Here is a 25,374-nt window from a genome sequence, read left to right as displayed (position 1 = left end):
GAGATTGCACATGAGAACCCTCTGGCAGCACTGCCACGCGGCAACCCTGGCCGAGGGCCGTTACTCGATCATCGAGGACGCGGCCATCGTCACCAGCGCCGGGCTCATCGAGTGGATCGGCCCGCGCGCCGAGCTGCAGCCGTTCGAAGTTGACCGCACGGTGGACCTGGGCGGCGCCTGGGTCACCCCGGGGCTGATCGATTGCCACACCCATGCGGTGTTCGGCGGTAACCGCAGCGGCGAGTTCGAACAGCGCCTGCAGGGCGTCAGCTATGCCGAGATCGCCGCCCAGGGCGGTGGTATCGCCAGTACCGTGCGGGCCACCCGCGCGGCCAGCGAGGATGAGCTGTTCGCCAGTGCTCACCAGCGGGTCCAGGCGTTGATGCGTGATGGCGTGACCACGATCGAGGTCAAGTCCGGCTACGGCCTGGACCTGGCCAACGAGCGCAAGATGCTGCGCGTGGCCCGGCGCCTGGCCGACGAGTTGCCACTGGCGGTGCGCGCCACCTGCCTGGCCGCCCATGCCTTGCCGCCGGAGTATGCCGGCAGGGCAGACGACTACATCGCGCACATCTGTGACGAGATGCTGCCAGCGTTGGCCGCCGAAGGCCTGGTGGATGCGGTGGATGCCTTCTGCGAACACCTGGCGTTCTCCCCGGCACAGGTCGAAAAGGTATTTATCAAGGCGCATGAACTGGGCCTGCCGGTGAAGCTGCATGCCGAGCAGTTGTCTTCGCTGCACGGCTCCAGCCTGGCGGCGCGCTACCAGGCGCTGTCGGCCGACCACCTGGAGTTCATGACCGAGGAAGACGCGATCGCCATGGCCGCCGCCGGCACGGTCGCCGTGCTGCTGCCGGGCGCCTTCTACTTCCTGCGCGAAACCCAGCTGCCGCCGATGGAGGCCCTGCGTCGCCACGGTGTGAAGATTGCCCTGGCCAGCGACCTCAACCCGGGCACCTCGCCTGGGTTGTCGCTGCGCCTGATGCTGAACATGGGCTGCACGCTGTTCCGCATGACCCCGGAAGAAGCCCTGGCCGGCGTCACGCTGCATGCGGCCACGGCACTCGGCCTGGGTGACAGCCACGGCTCGCTTGAGGTCGGCAAGGTCGCCGATTTCGTCGCCTGGCAGATCGCCCGCCCTGCCGACCTGGCCTACTGGCTGGGCGGTGACCTGCCCAAGCGCGTGGTGCGCAAGGGCCACGAAATTTCCAACTGAGCGAGGCACGATGGACAAGGTACTGAGTTTTCACCAAGGCCGCCTGCCGCTGCTGATCAGCATGCCCCATGCCGGCCTCAAGCTGACCCCGGCCGTGGACAAGGGTTTGGTCGAGCAGGCGCGCAGCCTGCCCGACACCGACTGGCACATCCCGCGCCTCTATGACTTCGCCCGTGAGCTGGGTGCCAGCGTGGTGGCGGCGGAGTATTCGCGTTTCGTCATCGACCTGAACCGACCGGACGACGACAAGCCGTTGTATGCCGGTGCCACCACCGGGCTGTATCCGGCCACGCTGTTCGATGGCGAGCCGTTGTTCAAGGAAGGGCTGGAGCCGACCGCCGAGGCGCGCAAGACCTACCTGGAGTCGATCTGGCGTCCTTATCACAACACGATCCAGAGCGAGCTGGCGCGCCTGCGTGAAGCCCATGGTTATGCATTGCTGTGGGATGCTCACTCGATTCGCTCGCTGATCCCACACCTGTTCGATGGCAAGCTGCCGGACTTCAACCTGGGCACTTTCAATGGTGCGAGTTGTGATCCGCAGCTGGCCGAGCGCCTGGAAGCGGTCTGTGGCCAGGCAAAAGGCTACAGCCATGTGCTCAACGGGCGCTTCAAAGGCGGGCACATCACTCGTCACTACGGCGACCCGGCCAACCATATCCATGCGGTGCAACTGGAGCTGGCGCAAAGCACCTATATGGAAGAGGTCGAACCGTTCGCTTACCGCGAAGATCTGGCCCAACCCACTCAGCGTGTCTTGCAGCGCATGCTTGAGGCTACCCTGAGCTGGGGCGCGGAGCGTTACCGGTAGTAGATGGAGGGTAGAGGGGCTGCGATCGACACAGGGGGCATGCTCAAAGCGCAATTCAGGTTTATGATGGCCCACGGCCGAACCAAACCTCACACGGAGTGCGCGATGCAGACCCTCTACCCGCAGATCAAACCCTACGCCCGGCATGATCTGGCCGTGGAAGCGCCGCATGTGTTGTATGTCGATGAAAGCGGCTCGCCGGAAGGTCTGCCTGTGGTGTTCATCCACGGTGGCCCGGGCGCGGGCTGTGATGCCCAGAGCCGTTGCTACTTCGACCCCAACCTGTACCGCATCATCACCTTCGACCAGCGCGGCTGTGGCCGCTCCACGCCGCACGCGAGCCTGGAGAACAACACCACCTGGCACCTGGTCGAAGACCTTGAGCGCATCCGCAAGCACCTTGGCATCGACAAATGGGTGCTGTTCGGCGGCTCCTGGGGCTCGACCCTGGCCCTGGCCTATGCCCAGACCCACCCCGAGCGCGTGCATGGGCTGATCCTGCGCGGCATCTTCCTGTGCCGCCCGCAGGAAATCGAGTGGTTCTACCAGGCAGGCGCCAGCCGCATGTTCCCGGACTACTGGCAGGACTACATCGCGCCGATCCCGCCGGAAGAGCGGGGTGACCTGGTCAAGGCCTTCCACAAGCGCCTGACCGGCAACGACCAGATTGCCCAGATGCACGCGGCCAAGGCCTGGTCCACCTGGGAAGGCCGCACCGCCACGCTGCGCCCGAACCCGCTGGTGGTCGACCGCTTCTCCGAACCGCAGCGCGCGCTGTCGATCGCCCGCATCGAATGCCATTACTTCATGAACAACGCGTTCCTGGAGCCCGACCAGCTGATTCGCGACATGCCGAAGATCGCCCACCTGCCGGCGGTGATCGTGCATGGCCGCTACGACGTGATCTGCCCGCTGGACAACGCCTGGGCGCTGCACCAGGCCTGGCCGAACAGCGAACTCAAGGTGATTCGCGACGCCGGCCATGCCGCCTCCGAGCCAGGTATCACCGATGCCCTGGTGCGGGCGGCCGACCAGATGGCCCGCCGTCTGCTCGACCTGCCGCTGGAAGAAGCATGAGGGGCTTGCTGCAGCGCGTGCGCGGCGCACGCGTGGAAGTCGGCGGGGAGATTGTCGGGGCCATCGACCAGGGGTTGATGGTGCTGGTGGCCGTCGAGCCTGAAGATACGCGCGAACATGCCGACAAGCTGTTGCACAAGCTGCTGAACTATCGCGTGTTCAGCGATGATCAGGGCAAGATGAACCTTTCGCTCAAGGATGTGGGAGGCGGCTTGCTGCTGGTGTCGCAGTTCACCCTGGCGGCCGATACGCGCAGCGGCATGCGCCCGAGCTTCTCGACGGCTGCGCCACCGGCGCTCGGGGCCGAATTGTTCGACTATCTTTTGAACAAGGCGCATGCCCAGCATGCCGATGTGGCGAGCGGGCGCTTCGGTGCAGACATGCAGGTGCACCTGGTCAATGATGGCCCTGTGACATTCTTGTTACAAATATGAGGTCGAAAAACCCTTTGTTTATAGGAAAACAAGGGGTTTTGTACGATAAATAGTTGGTCCAGCCTGATGCGTTGTAACGCGACCTGCTGGATAATCGCGCGCTGCGTGAGCCTGCGTTCGCAGGTTCGTTTCACTCTGACTCGAGCATTGTCTGGACCTGTTTGGGGAATCATTACGCCCTCATGGGGTCCGAACAGTGCTCGCCAACCCGGCATTTGTCGCTGGCCGTTGGTTTCATGATCTGTTTTCGGCGAGGGTTGCTCGTGATTGTTAGTCCCCAAAAAGCATCTAGAATCCCCGGCACCGGGCTGCGCAAGGCCCTGATGGCCAGTGTGGCACTGGTCGGCCTGATGAGCGCGGGCCAGCTGTGGGCATTCAATCTTGACGATGTTGCAGCCAAGGCAAAGGATCTGGCCGGCCAGAAATACGAAGCACCAAAAAGCAACCTGCCGGCTGTCTTCCGTGACATGAAGTTCGCGGACTACCAGAAGATCCATTTCCTGCAGGAAAAGGCCGAGTGGGCCAAGGACAAGACCCCGTTCAAGCTGTCCTTCTACCACCAGGGCATGCACTTCGACACCCCGGTGAAGATCAACGAGATCACGGCCACCAATGTCGAGGAAATCAAGTACGACCCGAGCCGCTTCGAGTTCGGTGACGTGCCCCACGACCCGGACACCGTCAAGAACCTCGGTTACGCCGGCTTCCGCGTGCTTTACCCGATCAACAAGGCCGACAAGCAGGACGAAATCATGACCCTGCTCGGGGCCAGCTACTTCCGCGTGGTCGGCAAGGGCCATGTGTACGGCCTGTCGGCCCGTGGCCTGGCGATCGACACCGCGCTGCCATCGGGCGAAGAGTTCCCGCGCTTCACCGAGTTCTGGGTCGAGAAACCCAAGCCGGCCGACAAGCACCTGGTGATCTACGCCCTGCTGGACTCGCCACGCTCCACCGGCGCCTACAAGCTGATCCTGCGCCCGGGCAGCGACACCGTGGTCGACGTGCAGTCGCGGGTGTTCCTGCGTGATCAGGTCAGCCGCCTGGGCATCGCCCCGCTGACCAGCATGTTCCTGTTCGGCCCCAACCAGCCGTCCAAGGTGCTGAACTATCGCCCGGCCCTGCATGACTCCGAAGGCCTGTCGATCCACGCCGGTAACGGCGAGTGGCTGTGGCGCCCGCTGAACAACCCGAAACACCTGGCCGTGAGCAACTTCAGTGTCGAGAACCCGCGTGGTTTCGGCCTGATGCAGCGTCAGCGCGCCTTCAGCGACTTCGAAGACCTCGACGACAACTACCAGAAGCGCCCGAGCGCCTGGATCGAGCCGAAAGGTGACTGGGGCAAGGGTACTGTCGACCTGGTGGAAATCCCGACCGCCGACGAAACCAACGACAACATCGTTGCCTTCTGGAGCCCGGAGAAGCTGCCTGAGCCAGGCAAGCCGTTCGAATACGCCTACCGCCTGCACTGGACCATCGACGAGCAGCAGTTCCAGGCCCCTGACCTGGGCTCGGTCAAGCAGACCCTGCGCTCCACCGGTGACGTCAAGCAGTCCAACCTGATCCGCCAGCCAGACGGCAGCGTCGCCTTCCTGGTCGACTTTGCCGGCCCGGCCCTTGCCGCCCTGCCGGAAGACACCCCGGTGCGCAGCCAGATCAGCGTTGGCGACAACGCCGAGGTGGTCGAGAACAACCTGCGCTATAACCCGGAGACCAAGGGCTGGCGCCTGACCCTGCGGCTGAAGGTCAAGGAAGCCAACAAGTCCACCGAAATGCGCGCTGCGCTGGTGCGTGACGTACCGGTCGAACCGGCCAAGCCTGCCGCTGAAGCCAAGCAGGAAAAGGCTGCGGCCAAGCACGCCAAGCATGAGAAGACCGCCAAGGCGGAACCAGCCAAGGCCGAACAACCTGCCGCCGATGCGGCGCCCACCAACGGGACCCCGGCCACCACTGAAAAAGTGCTGACCGAGACCTGGAGCTATCAGTTGCCTGCCGATGAGTAACTCAAGCGCAAGGCCAGAATCGCTTGGCGAATACCTGGCCCACCTCCCACTGAGCGATGAGCAGCGCGCGGAACTCGCCAGCTGCACCTCGTTCAGTGAGCTGCACCAACGCCTGGCGGCCAACCCGGCCGCCAACGCCACCGAGGCCGTGCAGGCCTCGGTCGGCCCGCGCCTGACCGTGGGCAGCGCCGCCGAACTGGAAGACGCCGAGATGCTCGGTGTCGACGGCAGCGGCCGCCTGTGCCTGAAGATCGCACCGCCGATCAAGCGCACCAAGGTCGTGCCCGAGCCATGGCGCACCAACGTGCTGATCCGCCTGTGGCGGCGCATGACGGGCCGCACCAACGCGCCGCAGCCACCCAAGCGCGAGCTGCCCGCAGCGCGCTGGCGCACGGTCGGTTCGATCCGCCGCTACATCCTGCTCGCCCTGATGATCGGCCAGACCATCGTCGCCGGCTTCTACATGAAAGGCATCCTGCCGTACCAGGGCTGGTCGTTCGTCGACCTCGACGAAGTGATCAGGCAGCCGCTGTGGGACACCGTGGTGCAGGTCTGGCCGTATGCCTTGCAGACGTCCATCCTGGTGCTGTTCGGCATCCTCTTCTGCTGGGTCTCGGCGGGCTTCTGGACCGCGCTGATGGGCTTCCTCGAGCTGCTCACCGGGCGAGACAAATACAAGATTTCGGGTAGCAGTGCAGGCAACGAGCCGATTGCGCCCGAGGCGCGTACCGCGCTGGTGATGCCGATCTGCAACGAAGACGTGCCGCGTGTGTTCGCAGGCCTCAGGGCGACCTTCGAGTCGGTGGCTGCCAGCGGCAACCTCGACCGCTTCGACTTCTTCGTGCTCAGCGACACCAACGACACCGACATCGCCGTGGCCGAGCAACAGGCCTGGCTGGACGTGTGCCGCGAGACCAAGGGCTTCGGCCGCATCTTCTACCGCCGTCGCCGCCGCCGCGTGAAGCGCAAGAGCGGCAACCTCGACGACTTCTGCCGCCGCTGGGGTGGCGAGTACAAGTACATGGTCGTGCTCGACGCCGACAGCGTCATGAGCGGCGAGTGCCTGAGCAGCCTGGTGCGCCTGATGGAGGCCAACCCGGACGCCGGCATCATCCAGACCGGGCCGAAAGCCTCGGGCATGGACACCCTGTATGCGCGCATGCAGCAGTTCGCTACCCGCGTGTACGGCCCGCTGTTCACCGCCGGCCTGCACTTCTGGCAGCTGGGCGAGTCGCACTACTGGGGCCACAACGCGATCATCCGCATGAAGCCGTTCATCGAGCACTGCGCGCTGGCGCCTTTGCCGGGCAAGGGGGCGTTCGCCGGGGCCATTCTCTCCCACGACTTCGTCGAAGCCGCGCTGATGCGCCGCGCCGGCTGGGGTGTGTGGATTGCCTACGACCTGCCGGGCAGCTACGAAGAGTTGCCGCCGAACCTGCTCGACGAGCTCAAGCGCGACCGCCGCTGGTGCCACGGCAACCTGATGAACTTCCGCCTGTTCCTGGTCAAGGGCATGCACCCGGTGCACCGTGCGGTGTTCCTCACCGGCGTGATGTCGTACCTGTCGGCACCGCTGTGGTTCCTGTTCCTGGTGCTGTCGACCGCACTGCTGGCGACCAACACGCTGATGGAGCCGCAGTACTTCATCGAGCCGTACCAGCTCTACCCGTTGTGGCCGCAGTGGCACCCGGAGAAGGCCGTGGCGCTGTTCTCCACCACCATCGTGCTGCTGTTCCTGCCCAAGCTGCTCAGTGTCATCCTGATCTGGGCCAAAGGCGCCGTCGAGTTCGGCGGGCGTATCAAGGTCACCCTGTCGATGCTGATGGAGATGCTGTTCTCCATGCTGCTGGCGCCGGTACGGATGATCTTCCACACCCGCTTCGTGCTGGCCGCGTTCCTCGGCTGGGCAGCGACCTGGAACTCGCCGCAGCGTGACGACGACTCCACCCCGTGGAGCGAAGCAGTGCGCCGCCATGGTCCACAAACCCTGCTGGGCTTCGCCTGGGCCGGGCTGGTGGCATGGCTGAACCCGGCGTTCCTGTGGTGGCTGGCGCCGATCGTTGGCTCGCTGGTGCTGTCGATCCCGGTCTCGGTGATTTCCAGCCGCACGCGCCTGGGCCTGGCGGCCAAGGACGAGAAGCTGTTCCTCATCCCCGAGGAATACGCCACCCCGCAAGAGCTGTTGGCGACCGACCAGTACACCCACGAGAACCGCTGGCATGCCCTGCATGACGGCTTCGTGCGTGCAGTGGTCGACCCGCGGCAGAATGCCCTGGCCTGCGCCATGGCCACTGCCCGTCACGGCCAGGCCGCGCCGATCGAGGCGCTGCGTGCCGAGCGCGTGGCCAAGGCGATCGAAGTCGGGCCGAAAGGGCTGGACCTCAATACCCGCCTGGCCCTGCTCAGCGACCCGGTGGCCTTGAGCCGCCTGCACGAGCAGGTCTGGGCCGAGCACAATGCGGCGTGGATCGATGTGTGGCGTGCTTCGATCAAGAACGACCCGCATTCGCCGCTGCTGCCACTGCATCCGGAGAATGAAGGCCAGCCGGCACTCGTCGGCGCCTGACAGGGCCTCTTCGCGGGCACGTCGGATCGCCGCACCGCCGCTCCCACAGGTACAGCGCATGCCTCAAAGGCTGTGCAGTACCTGTGGGAGCGGCGGTGCGGCGATCCGACGTGCCCGCGAAGCTTTTTAGGGCCCAGGCCGATTTTGGCCAACAAAGTCCCCCCCGGCTCTAGGTCCGAGCGCCGCCATGCGTTAGCATCCCTCTCCGATAATCCGCATCGGCCGGCACGGCCGTGCCAAGACAATAAGATTCGCTTCTTTACTTGCTAGGGGACGTGGTGATGATCAAGAAATACCTTTCGCGACTGCTGGTCGGTGTCACCGCCCTGGTCGCCGTAACAGCGGCCCAGGCCGGCGCCATCGATGACGCGGTCAAGCGCGGCACCCTGCGGGTGGGCATGGACCCAACCTACATGCCGTTCCAGATGACCAACAAGCGCGGCGAGATCATCGGTTTCGAGGTCGATATCCTCAAAGCCATGGCCAAATCCATGGGCGTCAAGTTCGAGGCTGTTTCCACCGCGTATGACGGTATCATCCCGGCCCTGCTGACCGACAAGTTCGACATGATCGGCAGCGGCATGACCCTGACCCAGGAACGCAACCTGCGCCTGAACTTCAGCGAGCCCTTCATCGTGGTTGGCCAGACCCTGCTGATCCGCAAGGAGCTGGCTGGCGAGATCAAGTCGTACAAGGACCTGAACAACGAGAAGTACCGCCTGACTTCCAAGCTCGGTACCACCGGCGAGATGGTTTCCAAGAAGCTGATCGGCAAAGCCAAGTACCACGGCTACGACAACGAGCAGGAAGCGGTGATGGACGTGGTCAATGGCAAGGCTGACGCCTTCGTCTACGACGCGCCGTACAACGTGGTGGCGGTGGAGAAGGCCGGTGCTGGCAAGCTGCTGTTCCTCGAAGAACCCTTCACCTACGAGCCGCTGGCCTTCGGCCTGAAGAAAGGCGACTACGACAGCATCAACTTCATCAACAACTTCCTGCACCAGATCAAGCATGACGGGACCTACGATCGTATTCACGACAAGTGGTTCAAGAACAAGGACTGGCTGAAGGAAATGGAATAAGGCCCAGGCCACAAGCCCGGCTTTTGACCCCGACGCGCAGGCAAACCCTGCGCGTTCGCATTTACGGAAGTACCCCACGTGATCAAACACAAGAAAGCCCAGTGGCCCTGGCACGGGTTGACCGCCCTGGTCCTGGTGGGCCTGGCGTTCAGCCTGTACATGGCCACCTCGATGATTTCCTACGAGTGGCGCTGGAACCGCGTACCGCAGTACTTCGCCTACAAGGCCGAGGAAGTTCAGCGCGCCGCCGGTTACGGCACCGTGCAGGAAATCGTCGTTTCCGGTGACACCGCGCGTGTCACGCTCAAGGACGAGAACGGCGAACAGCAAGTGCTCGACGTGGCCAAGGACAGCCTGCAACTGAGCCGCGGCGACGATGTTGCCGAAGGCGACCAGATTGGCGTGACCCGTCACTGGGCCGCGGGCCCGCTGGCCTGGGGCCTGTGGACTACCTTGTGGATCTCGGTGGTGTCCGGCGCGCTGGGCCTGGTGATCGGCCTGTTCGCTGGCCTGTGCCGGTTGTCGAACAACCCGACCCTGCGTGACCTGTCGACCGTTTATGTCGAGCTGGTGCGCGGTACACCGCTGCTGGTGCAGATCTTCATCTTCTACTTCTTCATCGGCACCGTGCTCAACCTGTCCCGCGAGTTTGCCGGGGTGGCGGCGCTGGCGCTGTTCACCGGCGCCTATGTTGCGGAAATCGTCCGGGCCGGCGTGCAATCCATCGCCAAGGGGCAGAACGAGGCGGCGCGCTCGCTGGGCCTGAACGCCGGCCAGTCGATGCGCCACGTGATCCTGCCACAGGCCTTCAAGCGCGTGCTGCCACCGCTGGCCGGGCAGTTCATCAGCCTGGTCAAGGACACTTCGCTGGTGTCGGTCATCGCCATTACCGAACTGACCAAGAGCGGCCGTGAGGCCATCACCACGTCGTTCTCGACCTTCGAGATCTGGTTCTGCGTGGCAGGCCTGTACCTGCTGATCAACCTGCCGCTGTCGCACATTGCCAGCCGGCTCGAGCGGAGGCTTGCACAAAGTGATTGAAGTCCGTGACCTGCTGAAAGTCTTCGACACCCGTGGCCATGTGGTACGGGCTGTGGATAACGTCACCACGCAAGTTGCCAAGGGCGAAGTGGTGGTAGTGCTCGGCCCGTCGGGTTCGGGCAAGTCGACCTTCCTGCGCTGTCTCAATGGCCTGGAGCATTTCGACGAAGGTCATGTGGCCATCGACGGCCTGCAACTGGCTGACCCGAAGACCGACATCAACGCCTACCGCCGCGAAGTCGGCATGGTGTTCCAGCACTTCAACCTGTTCCCGCACATGACGGTGCTGGAGAACCTGTGCCTGGCGCAGAAGGTGGTGCGCAAGCGCAACAAGGCCGAGCGCGAAGCCAAGGCCCGGGCGTTGCTGGAGAAGGTGGGCATTGCGCAGAAGGCCAACGAATACCCGTCGCGCCTCTCGGGCGGCCAGCAGCAGCGGGTGGCGATCGCCCGCGCCCTGGCCATGGACCCGAAGGTGATGCTGTTCGACGAGCCGACCTCGGCGCTCGACCCGGAAATGGTCGGCGAGGTGCTGGACGTGATGAAGACCCTGGCCCAGGAAGGCATGACCATGGTCTGTGTTACCCACGAAATGGGCTTTGCCCGCGAAGTGGCAGACCGCGTGCTGTTCTTCGACCACGGCAAACTGCTGGAAGATTCGGCACCGGCCGCGTTCTTCGCAGCGCCCAAGGACCCGCGCGCGCAGGCCTTCCTGCGCCAGGTGCTGTAACCACGCCGTCCTCTTCGCGGGCAAGCCCGCTCCCACAAGTCCTGCACCGCTCTCAAGGCTGGTGATTGACCTGTGGGAGCGGGCTTGCCCGCGAAGAGGGCGACTCGGTCTCAAAGGCTGAAGCGCCCCACCATCCCTCGCAATTGCCGCCCCAACTGCTCCAGCTCCCCGCTCGACGCCGCCGTCTGCTCACTGGCCGCACTGGTCTGGTCCGACACATCCCGCACACTGATCACGCTACGGTTGATCTGCTCGGCCACCACGCTCTGTTGCTCGCTGGCCGTGGCAATCTGCTGGTTCATCCCCTGAATGATCGATACCGTGTCGGTGATCTGCGCCAAGGCATGCCCGGCCCTGCGGCTCAGCTCCACACTCTGCTCGGTCAGGTTCTTGCTGTTGTCCAGCAAGCGGTTCACTTCGTCGGTACCGTTGTGCAGGCTGTCGATCAGTTGGCCAATCTCCTCGGTCGCCGTCGAGGTGCGTTGTGCCAGCCCGCGCACCTCATCGGCCACCACGGCAAAACCGCGCCCGGCTTCACCGGCACGTGCCGCCTCGATCGCCGCGTTAAGGGCCAGCAGGTTGGTCTGCTCCGACACTGATTTGATGACATCGAGAATGCTGCCGATGCGCAGGCTTTCGCCGGCCAGGTGCTGCATGGCGGCCAGGCAATGGTCCATCTGCCGCGCCAGCTGTTCGATACGGCCGATGGCTTCGGCCACCACCTGATCACCCAGTTGCGCTTGCTGGTCGGCGTTGGTGGCCGCCACAGAGGCTTGTTCAGCATTCTGCGCAACCTCTTGCACCGTGGCGCTCATCTGGTTCATGGCAGTGGCCACCTGGTCGGTTTCCTCGCGCTGCTGGTTGATGCGCAGCTTGGTGTCCTCGCTGCTGGCTGCCAGCTGTGATGCGGCCTGTGACAGCTGGCCGACACCGTGGTCGATGCCGCCGATCAGCTCGCGCAGGCTCACGGTCATTTCGCCCATGCGGGTCTGCAACTGGCCCATCTCGTCGCGGCGCTGCACGAGGTCGAGCTGGCTCAGGTCGCCTTTGGCGATGCGTGCGGCCAATGCCAGGGTCTGGCGCAGGGGTTGGGTGATCTGCTGGGTGATCAGCCAGCCGGCGACGATGCCGACGACCAGGGCCAGCAGCGCCACGCTGGTGAGCAAGGAGCGGGCGGCAACAGCCTCGCTGTCGCGTTGTGCCACCTTCCGTTCACCCAGCTCCAGGCTGGCCGCCCGGAGCTCGTTGCCCATCTGCTCCATTTCATTCTGCAGCTGTTCGACCTGCAGTGCCGTGCGGCGATACTGGTCCAGGCTGGTGCGGTACTTGCCCAGCTCGATGCCGGGCTGTTCGGTCAGCGTGCGTGGCAGGCCTAGCGGGGCGAGCCCCTGGAGCAGCTGGCCGAGGCTGGTATCGGCTGCGTTCAGCGCGGTATCACCGACCTTGGCGAAGTCCTCGAGGGGCGAGAACGTGTACGCCGGCACCAGGCTCTGCTGGTTGGCGGTGTCGACCTGGCGGCTCAGGGTGTCCATCATGCCCAGCACGCCCCCTTGGCTGTCAGCCGGCATCTTCAGCAGGGCCTGGGTCTGCAGTTCGTCGATGACGTCGTTCAGCTTCTGTTCCTGCGCCTGCATGCCTGCGCGCAGTGCGCGACGGGCAGCGACACTGCGCTGCAGGGTGATGAAGTTCTCGCGCAGGCGCTGCAGCAGTTGCAGCTTCTGGGTCAGCATCTGGCGTGAATCATCGACGCTGCTGCGCTGTTGCAGGGTGGTCAGCATGGCATCCAGCTGCTGCAGAATGCCGGCGATCTGTGCCTTGCTGGCGTCGTCCGCCAGCACCCGGTAGGTGATGCGCTCGGCGCGCAGGTCTTTGACCAGATCATTGATCCGGCCGATTTCGCTGAGTTGTTCCGAGCGGCTGATGGCACCGTCCAGGGCGCGCCAGCCAGTGACCGTGGTGGCCAGGGTGAGCGCGAGGACCACGGCGAAGCCGAGGGCGAGCTTGGCGCCGACACTGATATTGCCGAGCCTGTGATTGAGGTAGCCGAACATGGCAGGTCTCCGTCCTGTGGGTAGGGATGGGTGCTGGCGTGATGCCGGCATCCCATCCCTGCCCATCGGCTCAGGGCCTGTAGGACTTGACCTGAAAACTATGTAGGAAAATTCAGCACATGAAGTGAACTGTCAGAGCCGGAACCGCCCAACCAACCCTTGCAGGTGGGTGCCCAGGCGAGCCAGTTCGACGCTGGAGCTGGCAGTCTCCTCGCTCGCCGCCGAGGTCTGGTCGGAGATATCGCGCACGTTCATCACGCTGCGATTGATCTCTTCGGCCGTGGCACTCTGCTGCTCGGCGGCCGTGGCGATCTGCTGGTTCATGGCCTGGATCGACGACACCGTGTGGGTGATGGTTTCCAGCGAGTTGCCGGCGCGGCGGGTCAGTTCGACGCTGCTGTCGGTCAGCTGGCGGCTGGCGTCCATCACGCTGGCCACCCGCTGGGTACCGCTCTGCAGGCCTGCGATCAGCTCTTCGATTTCTTCGGTGGATTGCTGGGTGCGCTGGGCCAGGCTGCGCACTTCGTCGGCGACCACCGCAAAGCCTCGCCCTGCCTCACCGGCACGCGCCGCTTCGATGGCCGCATTGAGCGCCAGCAGGTTGGTCTGCTGGGCCACCGACTTGATCACGTCGAGCACGCTGCCGATCTTGTCGCTTTCGGCCTTGAGCTGGTTCATCGCTTCGCTGGAATTGACCACCTCGCTGGCCAGGCGCTCGATCTGCGCGACCGCCTCGCCAACCACACGGTCGCCCTCGCGTGCCTGTTGGTCGGCCATTGCCGCAGCTTCAGAGGCCTGCTCGGCATTGCGCGCCACTTCATGGACGGTGGCGGCCATCTCGTTCATCGCGGTCGCCACCTGGTCAGTCTCGACCTTCTGATTGTTGACTCCGGCGCTGGTCTGCTCGGTGACCGCAGAGAGTTCTTCGGCGGCGCTGGCGATCTGCGTCACGCCATCGCCGATACCCCCGATCAGCTCGCGCAGGCCCTGGGTCATGCGCTGCATGCTGGACTGTAGCTGGCCGAGTTCGTCGCGGCGGGTGGCATGCAAGTCCTGGCGCAGGTCGCCGTTGGCCACGCGTTCAGCGGCGGCCAGGGTCTGGCGCAGCGGGATGATGATCTGCCGGGTAATCGCCCAGGCGGCGAGCAGGCCCAGTACCAAGGCCAGGGCCGTGGCACCGCCGAGCATGACTTTGGCCTGGGCAGTGCCAGCATCGCGCACTTCGGTCTGCGAAACGGTCATCGCCTCACTGGTCTGCAACAGTACCGTGCCCTGGTCGGCCATGCGTTGCAGTGCCTGTTCGCTGGCGCTCTGGGCGGTGCCGAACTGGGTCACTGCATCACGGTAGGCGGCCAGTGCGGTGGCTGAATCATCAAGGCTGGCGGCGTATTCGGCGGGCAACCTGGCAGGCAGTGCCTTGAGCTCGGCCAGGGCCTGGTCGATGGCCGTCAGGGCTGTCTGCTGGTACTCGGCGTTGCCGCTGTAGGTGTAGCCACGCACCTGGAAGCGCGCCTGCTGCACCAGCGCGCTGACTGCCACGGCATTTTGGTACTGGCTGATATCGCCGCTTTGAAGCAGGCGCTGCTGCACCCGGCTGATCAGTTCGACGGCCTTGTCGGCGCTGTCGCCCAGTACGCCGCGAGCGGCCTCGCGGCGCTGGGCGGCTTGCTTGAGGTCGTTGAAGGCCTGCAGGTACTGGCTCACGGCCGCCTGTTGCTGTTGCAGGCGCTGCTGGTCGGTGGGTTGCTCGATCTGCCCGAGCATGAAGCTGATCTGGCGCTCGAGATTGCCCAGGGCCTTTTCCAGCTCGCCGATAGCCGCCTCGTTGCGGTCACGCTGGTAGTGCTGGCGGGCGATGCGCAGCTCCTGAGTGTACTGGTGGATCACCGAAATGTTGCCCAGCTTGTCGCCACGCGCGGTGACGCTGTCCAGGCCTTGCCAACCGGTGAAGGTGATGGCCAGGGTCAGCAGTAACACCAGGCCGAAGCCCAGTCCCAACTTGCGATTGACGCTTACATTCCCCAGCGATTGGGAAAACCATTGGTACATGTTCGACTCCCCGGCAACGTGGCAGCACGGATTATTGTAGTGTTGCCAACGCCATCGGCTTGCCGCGGGGAAACTTTATAGGAGGAACTTGACCCGCTCGTCAGAAAATCCTTGAGAGCAAGGCAGTTACAGCGGTTTCCACACGCAAGATGCGATCACCCAGCTGCACGGGTGCCAGGCCGGCCTTGCCGAGCAGGTCCACTTCATAGGGAATCCAGCCACCTTCCGGCCCGATCGCCAGGGTGACGGGCCCCTCGACGGCGCGTGGGCAGGCCGGGTAGGGGCCGGGGTGGCCGACCAGGCCGAGGGTGCCTTCGGCGAGGGCAGGCAGGCGGTCTTCGACGAACGGTTTGAAGCGCTTCTCGATGATCACCTCGGGCAGCACCGTGTCACGGGCCTGCTCCAGGCCGAGAATCAGGTTCTCGCGAATGGTTTCAGGGTTGAGAAAGGGCGTTTGCCAGAAGCTTTTCTCGACCTTGTAGCTGTTCACCAGGATCAGCCGCGGCACACCCAGGGTCGCCACGGTCTGGAACAGCCGGCGCAGCATCTTCGGTCGCGGCACGGCCAGCACCAGGGTCAGCGGCAGTTTTGCCGGGGGCTGCTGGTCGAAGGCGACCTGCAGCTCGGCTTCGTGCGCTTCCAGGCGCAGCACCGTGGCCTTGCCCATCAGGCCGTTGATGCGGCCCACGCGCAGCGTGTCGCCCACGGCGACCCGGTGGATGTCCTGCATGTGGGTGAAGCGCCGATCAGCGAGAACGACACGGTCGGCCGAAACGAAGTCGGCCTCTTCAAGGAGTAACAGGTTCACGGCTGGGTCGCTGGCGGCTGGTCGTTATGATCGTTGGTGGCTTCGTCTTCGGCATGGCTGCGCTTGCGGATCAGGCTGCCGCACAGCACGCCGATCTCGAACAGCAGCCACATGGGCACGGCCAGCAGCGTCTGCGAGAAGATGTCTGGCGGGGTGAGGATCATGCCGACCACGAAACAGCCGATGATCACGTACGGGCGAACCTTCTTCAGGTACTTCACGTCGACCACGCCGATCCACACCAGCAGCACCACGGCCACCGGGATCTCGAAGGCGACACCGAAGGCGAAGAACAGCGTCATGACGAAGTCGAGGTAGGCGGCGATGTCGGTCATCATCGCCACGCCTTCCGGTGTGGCCTTGGCGAAGAAGCTGAACATCAGCGGGAACACCAGGAAATAGGCGAAGGCCATGCCGGCGTAAAACAGCAGGATGCTCGACACCAGCAGCGGAATGGCGATGCGCTTTTCATGGCGGTACAGGCCTGGTGCGATGAAGCCCCAGATCTGCTGGAGGATGAACGGGATCGCCAGGAACAGCGAAACGATCATGGTCAGCTTGAACGGCGTCAGGAACGGCGAGGCCACGTCGGTGGCGATCATCGTCGCGTTGGCCGGCAGATGGTCACGCAGCGGCGCCGACACCAGGGTGTAGATCTGCTGGGCGAACGAGAACAGCCCGGCAAAGATCAGGAAAATGACCGCCACGCAGCGCAGCAGGCGGGTACGCAGTTCGGTCAGGTGCGAGACCAGCGGCATCGGCTGGTCGTGTTCCGGATTTTCGCTCATGGGGCTCGCGGCGGTTGAGGCTGTTCGGGCGGTGCAGGCGTGGCCGCCGGTGCTACCGGTGTTGCCGTCGGCGCAGCGGCAGGCTGGGTGGCGGTTGGCGACGGTGCAGGCGGTGTCTGCGGGTTGAGGATACGCTTGGCTTCCTCTTCCATCTGCAGGATGTGCTCGTTATGCAGCTGGCGACGGATATCGTCGGCGCCGATTTCGCGCTCGACCTCCATCTTGATCGCATTGAAGCTGCGTTTCAGCCGCCCGATCCACAGCCCCGCGGTACGCGCGGCACCCGGCAGGCGCTCGGGGCCGAGCACCAGCAGGGCGACCAGGCCGACGAGCAGCAGCTCGCTGAAGCTGATGCCGAACATGGCTCAGTCTTTCCGCTGCGGCTCTTGGACCGGCTGGGCCTGGCCCTCGATGGTGTGGCCTTGCTGCGGCTGGGCAGTGTTCTGCACCGGCGGCACTGGCTGGGCCGGTGGCGGGGTCTGCTCGGCCGGCTTGTTCTCTTCTTCGTTCATGGCCTTGCGGAAGCCCTTGATCGATTCGCCCAGGTCGCTGCCGAAGTTCTTCAGCTTCTTGGTGCCGAACACCAGGACGACGACGACCAGCAGGACGATCCAGTGTTTCCAGTCAAAAATACCCATTTCGTACTCCTGAAAAATGTGTGTTCAGCAAATCGTTCCGGCAACGCGGCCCCTGTGGAGGCGGGCCCAAAATACGTCAGGCCGAAGGCGTTCGCGCGGCCTTTTCATCGTGCCCGGAAAGCCCGAAACGGCGCTCCAGTTCATCCAGCACGGCTTGTGGATGCTGGCCCAGCGCGCTGAGCATGACCAGGCTATGGAACCACAGGTCTGCGGTTTCATAGATGACATCGCTGTAATCCTTGCTCACTGCGGCGTCTTTGGCCGCGATGATGGTCTCGACGGACTCTTCGCCGAGCTTTTCGAGGATCTTGTTCAGGCCCTTGTGGTACAGGCTGGCCACGTAGGAGCTGTCGGGCGCCGCTTGCTTGCGCGCTTCGAGCACTTCGGCCAGGCGGGTGAGGGTGTCGCTCATGTCAGTGTCCTGCGCTGTAGATGGCATCCGGGTCTTTCAGAACCGGGTCGACGGTGTTCCACTGGCCGTCTTCGTAGACGCGGTAGAAGCAGCTTTCACGGCCGGTATGGCAAGCGATATGGCCCAGTTGCTCGACCATCAGGATGATCACGTCGGCATCGCAGTCCAGGCGCATTTCATGCAGCTTTTGCACATGGCCGGACTCTTCGCCCTTGCGCCACAGCTTGCCACGGGAACGCGACCAGTAGATAGCGCGTTGCTCGGCGGCGGTCAGCGCCAGCGATTCGCGGTTCATCCAGGCCATCATCAGCACGCGTCCGGTCTTGTGGTCCTGGGCGATCGCCGGTACCAGGCCGTCGCTGTTCCACTTGATCTCGTCCAGCCAGTCTTTCATCGTCGACTCCAAAGCGGGCCCGCTCCTGTGCCGGGCCCTTTGCGCTAGTGTGCCAGCCAGCAGCGCGGCTGGCTATTGGCGCACGATCAGGTAAAGGCCAGCAGCCAGCATCAGCCATGCCGGCCAGGCGGCCGGAGCAGCCAGGCTGGCGGTTTCGGCGGCACCCGCGGCCAGCACCGCGCCGCCGCCCAGCAGGCCGGCGCCGAGCAGGCGCAGCGCCCAGCGGTCGCCCTGGCGACGGCGTTCCGGCAGTTGCGGGTCTTCCAGGTGCGGCTGCGACAAGCGCTCGAGCAGGTCGCGGGTCATGCCGGCCAGGTGGGGTAACTGTTCAGCCTGGCTGTACAGGTTGCCGATGACCGCCTTGGGGCTCATGCGCTCGCGCATCCAGCGCTCCAGGAACGGCTTGGCGGTGCTCCACAGGTCCAGGTCCGGGTACAGCTGGCGGCCCAGGCCTTCGATGTTGAGCAGGGTCTTCTGCAACAGCACCAGCTGCGGCTGGACTTCCATGTTGAAGCGCCGTGCGGTCTGGAACAGGCGCATCAGCACCTGGCCGAAGGAAATATCCTTTAACGGTTTTTCGAAGATCGGCTCGCACACGGTGCGGATTGCCGCTTCGAATTCATTGACCTTGGTGTGCGCCGGCACCCAGCCCGAGTCGATGTGCAACTGGGCAACGCGGCGGTAGTCGCGCTTGAAGAAGGCGATCAGGTTGCGCGCCAGGTAGTCCTGGTCCTCGGCGGTGAGGCTGCCGACGATGCCGCAGTCGATGGCGATGTACTGCGGGCTCCACGGCTTGACCGTGCTGACGAAGATGTTGCCCGGGTGCATGTCGGCGTGGAAGAAGCTGTCGCGGAACACCTGGGTGAAGAACACCTCCACGCCGCGCTCGGCCAGCATCTTCATGTCAGTACGCTGGTCGGCCAGGGTCGCCATGTCGGTCACCGGCACGCCGTAGATGCGCTCCATCACCAGTACCTTGGGGCGGCACAGGTCCCAGTACACCTGGGGCACGTACATCAGCTCGGAACCTTCGAAGTTGCGCCGCAGCTGGCTGGCGTTGGCCGCCTCGCGCAGCAGGTCGAGTTCGTCGTAAATGGTCTTTTCGTAGTCGCCGACGATTTCCACCGGGTGCAGGCGGCGGGCATCGGCCGAGGCGCGTTCGGCGGCCTTGGCGATCAGGAACAGCCAGGCCAGGTCCTGGGCGATCACTGGCTTGAGGCCCGGGCGAACCACCTTGACCACCACCTCTTCGCCAGTCTTGAGGCGGGCGGCATGCACCTGGGCCACCGAGGCCGAGGCCAGCGGCTCGACGTCGAAGCGGCTGAATACTTCGCCGACCTTGGCGCCGAGCTGATCTTCGATCATCGCCACGGCTTTTTGCGGATCGAACGGCGGTACGCGGTCCTGCAGCAGCATCAGCTCGTCGGCGATGTCGGTGGGCAGCAGGTCGCGGCGCGTGGACAGCAACTGGCCGAACTTGATGAAGATCGGCCCCAGGTCCTGCAGCGCCAGGCGCAGGCGCGCGCCACGGTTGAGCTCGGAAGGTTTGCGCGGCAGCCAGCGCCAGGGCATCAGCAGGCGCAGGCTGGCCAGCCACCAGGGCAGCAGGGGTTGATCGAACAACAGGTCATCGAGACGGTAGCGGATCACCACACGCTGGATGCGAAAAAGACGGCGGACGGCGAGCAGCTTCATGCGTTATCGCTGGTATCAAGGGATCGGGAGAGGCGCAGCAGGCGCGCCTCGAGGCGTTCGATATCGAGCTTGAGGGTGTCGAGCTCGCTGAAAGCGGCTTCGGCTTCGCGCTGGCCCACCAGGGTGCGTGATTCCTCGGCCAGGTACTCGGACAGGTTCTGGCTGAAACGTGCCAGGCCCTGACGGGTCCAGCGTGCACGCAGGCGGATATGGCCGGCGAGCATCGCCATGGCCACCGGCCCGAGCCAGCGCTGCAGTTCGTGTTCCCAGTCCAGCTCCAGGTCCTGCAGCACGCCGAACAGGTCCAGCAGTACGGCGCTGTCGCCATGCAGTTCGACCTGCGGGCTGTGCAGCACGGCGGTCTTGTCACTGGCCACGGCCAGTTGCACCAGGCTGCCAGCCGGGGCGCGCAGGCTGCAGTCGACCTCGCCCTCCCAGTGGGCGGCGAGCATCAGGCCTTCTTCATCGGGCAGGATGAACACCTGCAGGGCCGGTTGGCGGCAGTCGATCTCGATGACCTTGCCTTCCAGCGCGGCCAGCCGCGGCAAGGCCGTGCTGTCCATGCGCAGGACGCGGTTCAGGCCATGTTCGACACTGGCGAGCAGCCCGGCCAGCAGCATCAGGGCTTGATTCCCCGGTGCACGGCAACGATGCCGCTGGTCATGTTGTGGTAGGTGACGCGGTCGAAACCGGCCTCGACCATCATGCTCTTGAGGGTTTCCTGGTCCGGGTGCATGCGGATCGACTCGGCGAGGTAACGGTAGCTTTCCGAATCATTGGTGATCAGCTTGCCGGCCAGCGGCATGAAGGCGAACGAGTAGGCGTCGTAGGCCTTGGACATCAGCTTGTTGGTCGGCTTGGAGAACTCCAGGATCAACAGGCGCCCGCCCGGTTTGAGCACACGCAGCATCGAGCGGATGGCTTCGTCCTTGTGGGTGACGTTGCGCAGGCCGAAGGCGATGGTCACGCAGTCGAAGTGGTTGTCAGGGAACGGCAGCTTCTCGGCGTCGGCCTGGACGAATTCGATGTTGCCGGCCACGCCGCGGTCGAGCAGGCGGTCACGGCCGACCTTGAGCATCGAGTCGTTGATGTCGGCCAGCACCACCTGGCCCGTCGGGCCGACCAGGCGCGAGAACTTGGCGGCCAGGTCGCCGGTGCCACCGGCGATGTCCAGCACGCGGTTGCCGGCGCGCACGCCCGACAGCTCGATGGTGAACCGCTTCCACAGGCGGTGCATGCCGCCGGAGAGCACGTCGTTCATCAGGTCGTACTTGGCGGCCACCGAGTGGAATACTTCTGCGACTTTCTTCGCCTTCTGGCTTTCAGGGACGTCCTGGTAGCCGAAATGGGTGGTGGGTTCGGCGTGGTCGCCTTTGCGCTGGTCGTTCATATCGCTTCACCGGAAAAAATTACCGCCATTCTAGGGCGAACGGGCGGATTTGTCTTGGCGGGGTGTGCCATGGGGCAGGGGCGGGCATAATGCAGATTATGTCTACATACCCAGGAACGCCCGCATGACCCAGATCAGCGTCGAACGCAAACACTCCCTCGGCCGCGATGCCGCCCGCGCCAAGGCCGAAGCGCTGGTCGACAAGCTCAGCCGCGAATACGACCTCAAGGCCACCTGGAACGGTGACCGGGTCGACGTGGCGCGCAGCGGCGCCAACGGCAGCGTGCACATCTTTGACGACAGCATCCGCGTGGAGCTGAAGCTCGGCATGATGCTGTCGATGATGAGCAGCACCATCAAGGGCGAGATCGAGCGCGCCCTGGACAAGGCCCTGGCGTGAAGCGGCTGCCCTTGCCTTAGGGTGAGGATTCTAATTTTCCTCTTTACCTTGTGCTCAAGCCCAACCTCCATGGGCGCATCCTCCCTCCACTCATGAGCATGAGGTACAGAGCATGGCCAAAGTGACTGTGAAGAAAAAGGAAGACGCCCAGAGCACCCTGGGCGAGGTGCGCGGCTACGCGCGCAAGATCTGGCTGGCGGGCATCGGCGCCTATGCGCGTGTTGGCCAGGAAGGTTCCGACTACTTCCAGGAGCTGGTGAAAGCCGGTGAAGGCGTCGAGAAACGCGGCAAGAAGCGTATCGACAAAGAGCTCGATGCCGCCAACAACCAGATCGACGAAGCCACTCAGGAAGTCAGCCGCGTCCGCGGCAAGGTCGAAGTTCAACTCGACAAGATCGAAAAAGCTTTCGACGCACGGGTAGGTCGCGCCTTGAATCGCCTTGGCATTCCGTCTAAACATGACGTTGAGGCGTTGTCCATCAAGCTTGAACAGCTGCATGAGCTGCTCGAGCGCGTCGCGCACAAACCATAAGGAGAGCAGGATGGCTGGCAAGAAGAATTCCGACAAAGAAGGCAGCTCCTGGATCGGCGGGATCGAGAAGTACTCCCGCAAGATCTGGCTGGCGGGGCTGGGTATCTATTCGAAAGTCGACCAGGACGGTCCGAAGCTGTTCGACTCGCTGGTGAAGGATGGCGAGAAGGCCGAGAAGCAAGCCAAGAAGACCGCTGAAGACGTGGCAGAAAGCGCCAAGTCGTCGACCACTTCACGCGTTTCCGGCGTGAAGGACCGTGCCTTGGGCAAGTGGAGCGAACTCGAAGAAGCCTTCGACAAGCGCCTGAACAGCGCCATTTCGCGCCTGGGCGTACCGAGCCGCAACGAGATCAAGGCCCTGCACCAGCAGGTCGACAGCCTGACCAAGCAGATCGAGAAACTGACCGGCGCTTCGGTCACCCCGATCTCCTCGCGTGCTGCAGCGGCCAAGCCGGCAGCGAGCAAGGCGGCGGCCAAGCCATTGGCCAAGCCCGCGGCGAAAACGGCGGCGGCCAAACCGGCAGCAGCCAAACCGGCAGCAAAAACTGCCGCGGCCAAGCCTGCAGCCAAGACCGCAGCGGCCAAGCCAGCGGCAAAACCAGCTGCCAAGCCTGTTGCCGCCAAGCCTGCCGCTGCGAAGAAGCCAGCGGTGAAGAAGGCCCCTGCCAAGCCGGCAGCCGCCAAACCGGCAGCGCCAGCGGCCAGCGCCGCGCCGGCCGCTACCGCAGCGCCGGCACCTGCCGCTATCCCGGCCAGCAGCACCCCGTCGGCACCGGCGGGCACCGGTACCCTGATCTGATACCGGGTCGCCTTCTTCGGGGGCATGTCGGGGCGCCGAACCGCCGCTCCCACAGGTACAGCGCAGATCGGAAAGTCAGCGCGGGCCCTGTGGGAGCGGCGGTTCGGCGCCCCGACATGTCCGCGGAGGCCCCTGCGCCGAAGCAACAGGCCTACCCCTCCAGATACCGTACCGCCAACGCCTCGGCTGCCCCCCGTGCCTGCACCTCAAGATGCGGCGCCACCAGCATCATCACCTGATACACCACGATCCCCACGTCGCCTTCGCGCCCCAGCACCCGCTGGTAGTCCAGCGAGAACATCAAGGTCAGGGTGATCTGTTCCACCAGTTGCCCCAATGCTTCTGTCTCACTGACCACTTGCCCCTGGCCCTTGAGGCTGGCCAACAGTGCCGCCAGCGTGCGCTTGAGTGCATTGATCAGGCTGCGCATGCCCCGTGCCAGCTTGGGCAGGCGCCCGGTCAGGTTGGACAGGTCCTGGAACAGAAACCGGTACTGGGCCATGCGCTCGACGATCAGGTGCAGGAACAACCAGTAGTCCTCGGCCTCCAGGCGCACTTCCAGCGGTGGGTCGAGCAACGGCATCAGCGCTTCTTCGAAACGGTCGAACAGCCCGTGAATCAAGGGCTCCTTGCCGTGGAAGTGGTAGTACAGGTTGCCCGGGCTGATGCCCAGTTCGTTGGCGATCTCCAGTGTCGATACATTGGGTTCGCCCTGTGAGTTGAACAGCTGCAGGGCGCATTCGAGGATACGGTCGCGGGTCTTCATCCAGTCGTGGTGCTCATCGGGTCAGGACATAGGTGCCTGGCGCAGGGCCCAGCGGTGGATAGGTGGCGTTGCCCAGCTCCGTGCGTGGCGCCTTGAGCGGGCCGGAGCGCGGCGTGATCCACTCCAGCCATAGCGGCCACCAGCTGCCGTCGCGGCGCTGTGCGTCATGGAACCAGGCGCGTGGGTCACTCGAAAGCTTGGGGTTTTCCAGGTAGTAGGCCTTGGGGTTGCCGGGCGGGTTGATGATGCTCTGGATGTGCCCGCTGTTGGCCAGCACGAACTGCCGGTCGCCACCGAGCAGCAAGGCCGAGCGATACACCGCGTCCCATGGCGTGATGTGGTCGTTGCTGCCGGCCACGGTGAAGCTGTCGAGGTCGACCTGCTTGAGGTCGATCGGTGTGCCGCACACCTCAAGGCCAGCGGCATGGGTCAGCGGGTTGACCTTGAAGAAGTCCAGCAGGTCGCCATGCAGGGCGGCCGGCAGGCGGGTGCTGTCGGCATTCCAGTAAAGGATGTCGAAGGCCGGCGGGGTCTTGCCGAGCAGGTAGTTGTTGACCCAGTAGTTCCAGATCAGGTCGTTGGGCCGCATCCAGGCGAAGATCCGCGCCACTTCGCCACCGTCCAGCACGCCGCGCTGGTACGAACGGCGCTTGGCCGCCTCGATGGTCTGCTCGTCGGCGAACAGGCTGGCGGGGCTGTCGAACTTGCTGTCGAGCAGGCTGACCAGGTACGTGGCGCTGCGTACCCGGCGCAGCTGGTGCTTGGCCTGCAGGTGGCCCTGCAGCGCGGCCATGGTCAGCCCGCCGGCGCAGGCGCCCATCAGGTTGGGGTCGCGGTTGCCGCTGATGCTGCGGCAGGCGTTGAGCGCTTCTTCCAGCGCCTGTACATAACTCGACAGGCCCCACTCGCGGTGGCGTGGGTCGGGGTTGCGCCAGCTGACCATGAACACCTGCAAACCGTTCTTGAGCATGTACTGGACGAAGCTGTTGGTCGGCTGCAGGTCGAAGATGTAGTACTTGTTGATCTGCGGCGGCACCACCAGCACGGGTCGGGCGTGCTGCTTCTCGCTCATGGGCTTGTACTGGATAAGCTCCAGCTGATCGTTGCGGAACACTACCGCGCCGGGCGTGGCGGCCAGGTTGCCGCCGACTTCGAAGGCGCGCTCGTCCACCTGGCGCGGCAGGCCGTCGTTGTGGCGCAGATCATCGAGCAGGTGGGCGACACCGCGTACCAGGCTTTGCCCGCCAGTGTTGAACAGCTCCTTGACTGCCAGCGGGTTGAGCAGCGAATTGCTCGGGGCCAGGGCGTCGTTTATCAGGTTGAAGATGAAGTGCGCACGCGCCCGGTCGTCGTCGCTCAGGTGGCTTTCCTCGATCCACAGGCGGGTTTGTTTCTGCCAGGCCAGGTAGGCCTGCAGGCCGCGCCGGTAGAACGGGTTCTGGCTCCACGTCGGATCGCTGAAGCGTGTATCGCGCGCGCTCGGCTGATACGGCGTGTCGCCGAGCATCACCCGGCCCAGCTGGCCGCTCAAGGCCAGCAGGTGGCGGGCGGTGTGCAGCGGGTTGCGCAGGCCATGGCGCCCGACGCTGCGCAAGGTGGAAATCAGGTCGCGACCGCGCACGCCGAGGATGGCGTTCTGCACGTTCATGCTGGTGGCGGGGAGCGTTGACGTTCCTTTGGCCGGTTTTTCTGTCATGG

Annotated in this window: 24 protein-coding genes and 2 pseudogenes; 12 read left to right on the top strand and 14 right to left on the bottom strand. The window is 64.4% G+C overall.

Annotated elements, in window-relative coordinates; all coding sequences use genetic code 11:
- Window positions 1–10: 10 nt before the first annotated feature.
- The 9 genes from hutI (at window position 11) to CAF78_RS06730 (ending at window position 10,954) form a co-directional block, all read left to right on the top strand.
- Window positions 11–1,216 (top strand): imidazolonepropionase, encoded by a 1,206-nt coding sequence (gene hutI, locus CAF78_RS06770; protein ID WP_085677991.1) that lies wholly within the window; start codon window positions 11–13, stop codon window positions 1,214–1,216.
- Between the two features lie 10 nt (window positions 1,217–1,226).
- Entirely contained in the window at window positions 1,227–2,027 is an 801-nt protein-coding gene (gene hutG, locus CAF78_RS06765) for an N-formylglutamate deformylase (RefSeq protein WP_085677992.1), read from the top strand.
- A 105-nt stretch (window positions 2,028–2,132) separates the two neighbouring features.
- Window positions 2,133–3,104: a prolyl aminopeptidase gene (gene pip / locus CAF78_RS06760; RefSeq protein WP_060509781.1), complete on the top strand. Its 972-nt coding sequence runs from the start codon at window positions 2,133–2,135 to the stop codon at window positions 3,102–3,104.
- Window positions 3,101–3,538: a D-aminoacyl-tRNA deacylase gene (dtd, locus tag CAF78_RS06755; protein ID WP_085677993.1), complete on the top strand. Its 438-nt coding sequence runs from the start codon at window positions 3,101–3,103 to the stop codon at window positions 3,536–3,538. Before pip ends, dtd begins: the two co-directional genes overlap by 4 nt.
- A gap of 263 nt (window positions 3,539–3,801) precedes the next feature.
- Window positions 3,802–5,538 carry a glucan biosynthesis protein G gene (locus CAF78_RS06750; protein WP_218189740.1) on the top strand — a complete coding sequence of 579 codons (1,737 nt, stop codon included), beginning with the start codon at window positions 3,802–3,804 and terminating at the stop codon, window positions 5,536–5,538.
- A complete protein-coding gene (mdoH, locus tag CAF78_RS06745; protein WP_085677995.1) occupies window positions 5,531–8,104 on the top strand; it encodes a glucans biosynthesis glucosyltransferase MdoH in 2,574 nt (857 codons plus the stop codon). Before CAF78_RS06750 ends, mdoH begins: the two co-directional genes overlap by 8 nt.
- A 284-nt stretch (window positions 8,105–8,388) precedes the next feature.
- A complete protein-coding gene (locus CAF78_RS06740) occupies window positions 8,389–9,186 on the top strand; it encodes a transporter substrate-binding domain-containing protein (RefSeq protein ID WP_025752328.1) in 798 nt (265 codons plus the stop codon).
- A gap of 78 nt (window positions 9,187–9,264) precedes the next feature.
- Entirely contained in the window at window positions 9,265–10,227 is a 963-nt protein-coding gene (locus CAF78_RS06735) for an amino acid ABC transporter permease (RefSeq protein WP_085677996.1), read from the top strand.
- On the top strand, window positions 10,220–10,954 hold the full coding sequence (locus CAF78_RS06730; RefSeq protein ID WP_085677999.1) for an amino acid ABC transporter ATP-binding protein: 735 nt from the start codon (window positions 10,220–10,222) through the stop codon (window positions 10,952–10,954). Before CAF78_RS06735 ends, CAF78_RS06730 begins: the two co-directional genes overlap by 8 nt.
- Window positions 10,955–11,064: 110 nt before the next feature.
- Here the strand turns inward: CAF78_RS06730 and CAF78_RS28990 are convergent, their stop codons facing one another.
- From CAF78_RS28990 to ubiE, 12 genes and pseudogenes are all read right to left on the bottom strand, one after another.
- The gene (locus CAF78_RS28990) at window positions 11,065–11,769 is read right to left on the bottom strand and encodes a methyl-accepting chemotaxis protein (RefSeq protein ID WP_371856899.1); all 705 of its coding nucleotides are present in this window, start codon (window positions 11,767–11,769) and stop codon (window positions 11,065–11,067) included.
- Between the two features lie 198 nt (window positions 11,770–11,967).
- Window positions 11,968–13,005 (bottom strand): annotated as a pseudogene (locus tag CAF78_RS28985) (methyl-accepting chemotaxis protein); the annotation flags it as partial.
- A gap of 132 nt (window positions 13,006–13,137) precedes the next feature.
- Window positions 13,138–15,054 carry a methyl-accepting chemotaxis protein gene (locus tag CAF78_RS06720; RefSeq protein ID WP_085676662.1) on the bottom strand — a complete coding sequence of 639 codons (1,917 nt, stop codon included), beginning with the start codon at window positions 15,052–15,054 and terminating at the stop codon, window positions 13,138–13,140.
- Window positions 15,055–15,154: 100 nt separating this feature from the next.
- Entirely contained in the window at window positions 15,155–15,862 is a 708-nt protein-coding gene (locus CAF78_RS06715) for a 16S rRNA (uracil(1498)-N(3))-methyltransferase (RefSeq protein WP_085676663.1), read from the bottom strand.
- Window positions 15,859–16,650, bottom strand: a complete 792-nt coding sequence (gene tatC / locus CAF78_RS06710; protein WP_085676664.1) for a twin-arginine translocase subunit TatC — start codon at window positions 16,648–16,650, stop codon at window positions 15,859–15,861. Before tatC ends, CAF78_RS06715 begins: the two co-directional genes overlap by 4 nt.
- Window positions 16,630–17,012 (bottom strand): annotated as a pseudogene (gene tatB, locus CAF78_RS06705) (Sec-independent protein translocase protein TatB); the annotation flags it as partial. The pseudogene tatB and the gene tatC, both read right to left, overlap by 21 nt.
- Window positions 17,013–17,015: 3 nt before the next feature.
- On the bottom strand, window positions 17,016–17,288 hold the full coding sequence (locus CAF78_RS06700) for a twin-arginine translocase TatA/TatE family subunit (protein ID WP_085676666.1): 273 nt from the start codon (window positions 17,286–17,288) through the stop codon (window positions 17,016–17,018).
- A gap of 76 nt (window positions 17,289–17,364) precedes the next feature.
- Window positions 17,365–17,700, bottom strand: a complete 336-nt coding sequence (locus CAF78_RS06695) for a phosphoribosyl-ATP diphosphatase (protein ID WP_085676667.1) — start codon at window positions 17,698–17,700, stop codon at window positions 17,365–17,367.
- A 1-nt stretch (window position 17,701) separates the two neighbouring features.
- The gene (hisI, locus tag CAF78_RS06690; protein WP_085676668.1) at window positions 17,702–18,094 is read right to left on the bottom strand and encodes a phosphoribosyl-AMP cyclohydrolase; all 393 of its coding nucleotides are present in this window, start codon (window positions 18,092–18,094) and stop codon (window positions 17,702–17,704) included.
- A gap of 72 nt (window positions 18,095–18,166) precedes the next feature.
- Window positions 18,167–19,789 (bottom strand): ubiquinone biosynthesis regulatory protein kinase UbiB, encoded by a 1,623-nt coding sequence (ubiB, locus tag CAF78_RS06685; RefSeq protein WP_085676669.1) that lies wholly within the window; start codon window positions 19,787–19,789, stop codon window positions 18,167–18,169.
- Window positions 19,786–20,409 (bottom strand): SCP2 domain-containing protein, encoded by a 624-nt coding sequence (locus CAF78_RS06680; RefSeq protein WP_085676670.1) that lies wholly within the window; start codon window positions 20,407–20,409, stop codon window positions 19,786–19,788. The genes ubiB and CAF78_RS06680 overlap by 4 nt, the downstream gene beginning before the upstream one ends.
- The gene (gene ubiE / locus CAF78_RS06675; RefSeq protein ID WP_085676671.1) at window positions 20,409–21,179 is read right to left on the bottom strand and encodes a bifunctional demethylmenaquinone methyltransferase/2-methoxy-6-polyprenyl-1,4-benzoquinol methylase UbiE; all 771 of its coding nucleotides are present in this window, start codon (window positions 21,177–21,179) and stop codon (window positions 20,409–20,411) included. The genes CAF78_RS06680 and ubiE overlap by 1 nt, the downstream gene beginning before the upstream one ends.
- A gap of 124 nt (window positions 21,180–21,303) precedes the next feature.
- Here ubiE and CAF78_RS06670 point away from each other — a divergent pair, with 124 nt between their 5' ends.
- From CAF78_RS06670 to CAF78_RS06660, 3 genes are all read left to right on the top strand, one after another.
- On the top strand, window positions 21,304–21,579 hold the full coding sequence (locus CAF78_RS06670; RefSeq protein WP_085676672.1) for a polyhydroxyalkanoic acid system family protein: 276 nt from the start codon (window positions 21,304–21,306) through the stop codon (window positions 21,577–21,579).
- Window positions 21,580–21,691: 112 nt separating this feature from the next.
- Window positions 21,692–22,111 carry a phasin family protein gene (locus tag CAF78_RS06665; protein WP_085676673.1) on the top strand — a complete coding sequence of 140 codons (420 nt, stop codon included), beginning with the start codon at window positions 21,692–21,694 and terminating at the stop codon, window positions 22,109–22,111.
- A 10-nt stretch (window positions 22,112–22,121) separates the two neighbouring features.
- Window positions 22,122–22,910, top strand: a complete 789-nt coding sequence (locus CAF78_RS06660; protein ID WP_085676674.1) for a phasin family protein — start codon at window positions 22,122–22,124, stop codon at window positions 22,908–22,910.
- Between the two features lie 151 nt (window positions 22,911–23,061).
- Here CAF78_RS06660 and CAF78_RS06655 read toward each other — a convergent pair whose 3' ends face one another.
- Both CAF78_RS06655 and phaC read right to left on the bottom strand, forming a co-directional pair.
- Window positions 23,062–23,676, bottom strand: coding sequence for a TetR/AcrR family transcriptional regulator (locus tag CAF78_RS06655; RefSeq protein ID WP_085676675.1), 615 nt, complete (start codon window positions 23,674–23,676; stop codon window positions 23,062–23,064).
- A 13-nt stretch (window positions 23,677–23,689) separates the two neighbouring features.
- Window positions 23,690–25,372 carry a class II poly(R)-hydroxyalkanoic acid synthase gene (phaC, locus tag CAF78_RS06650; RefSeq protein ID WP_085676676.1) on the bottom strand — a complete coding sequence of 561 codons (1,683 nt, stop codon included), beginning with the start codon at window positions 25,370–25,372 and terminating at the stop codon, window positions 23,690–23,692.
- Window positions 25,373–25,374: the final 2 nt, after the last annotated feature.

Source organism: Pseudomonas sp. R28(2017), from assembly GCF_002112505.1.
Taxonomy (GTDB): domain Bacteria; phylum Pseudomonadota; class Gammaproteobacteria; order Pseudomonadales; family Pseudomonadaceae; genus Aquipseudomonas.
The sequence above is the reverse complement of the archived record's forward strand: the minus strand, read 5'-3'. Positions and strand labels throughout refer to the sequence as shown.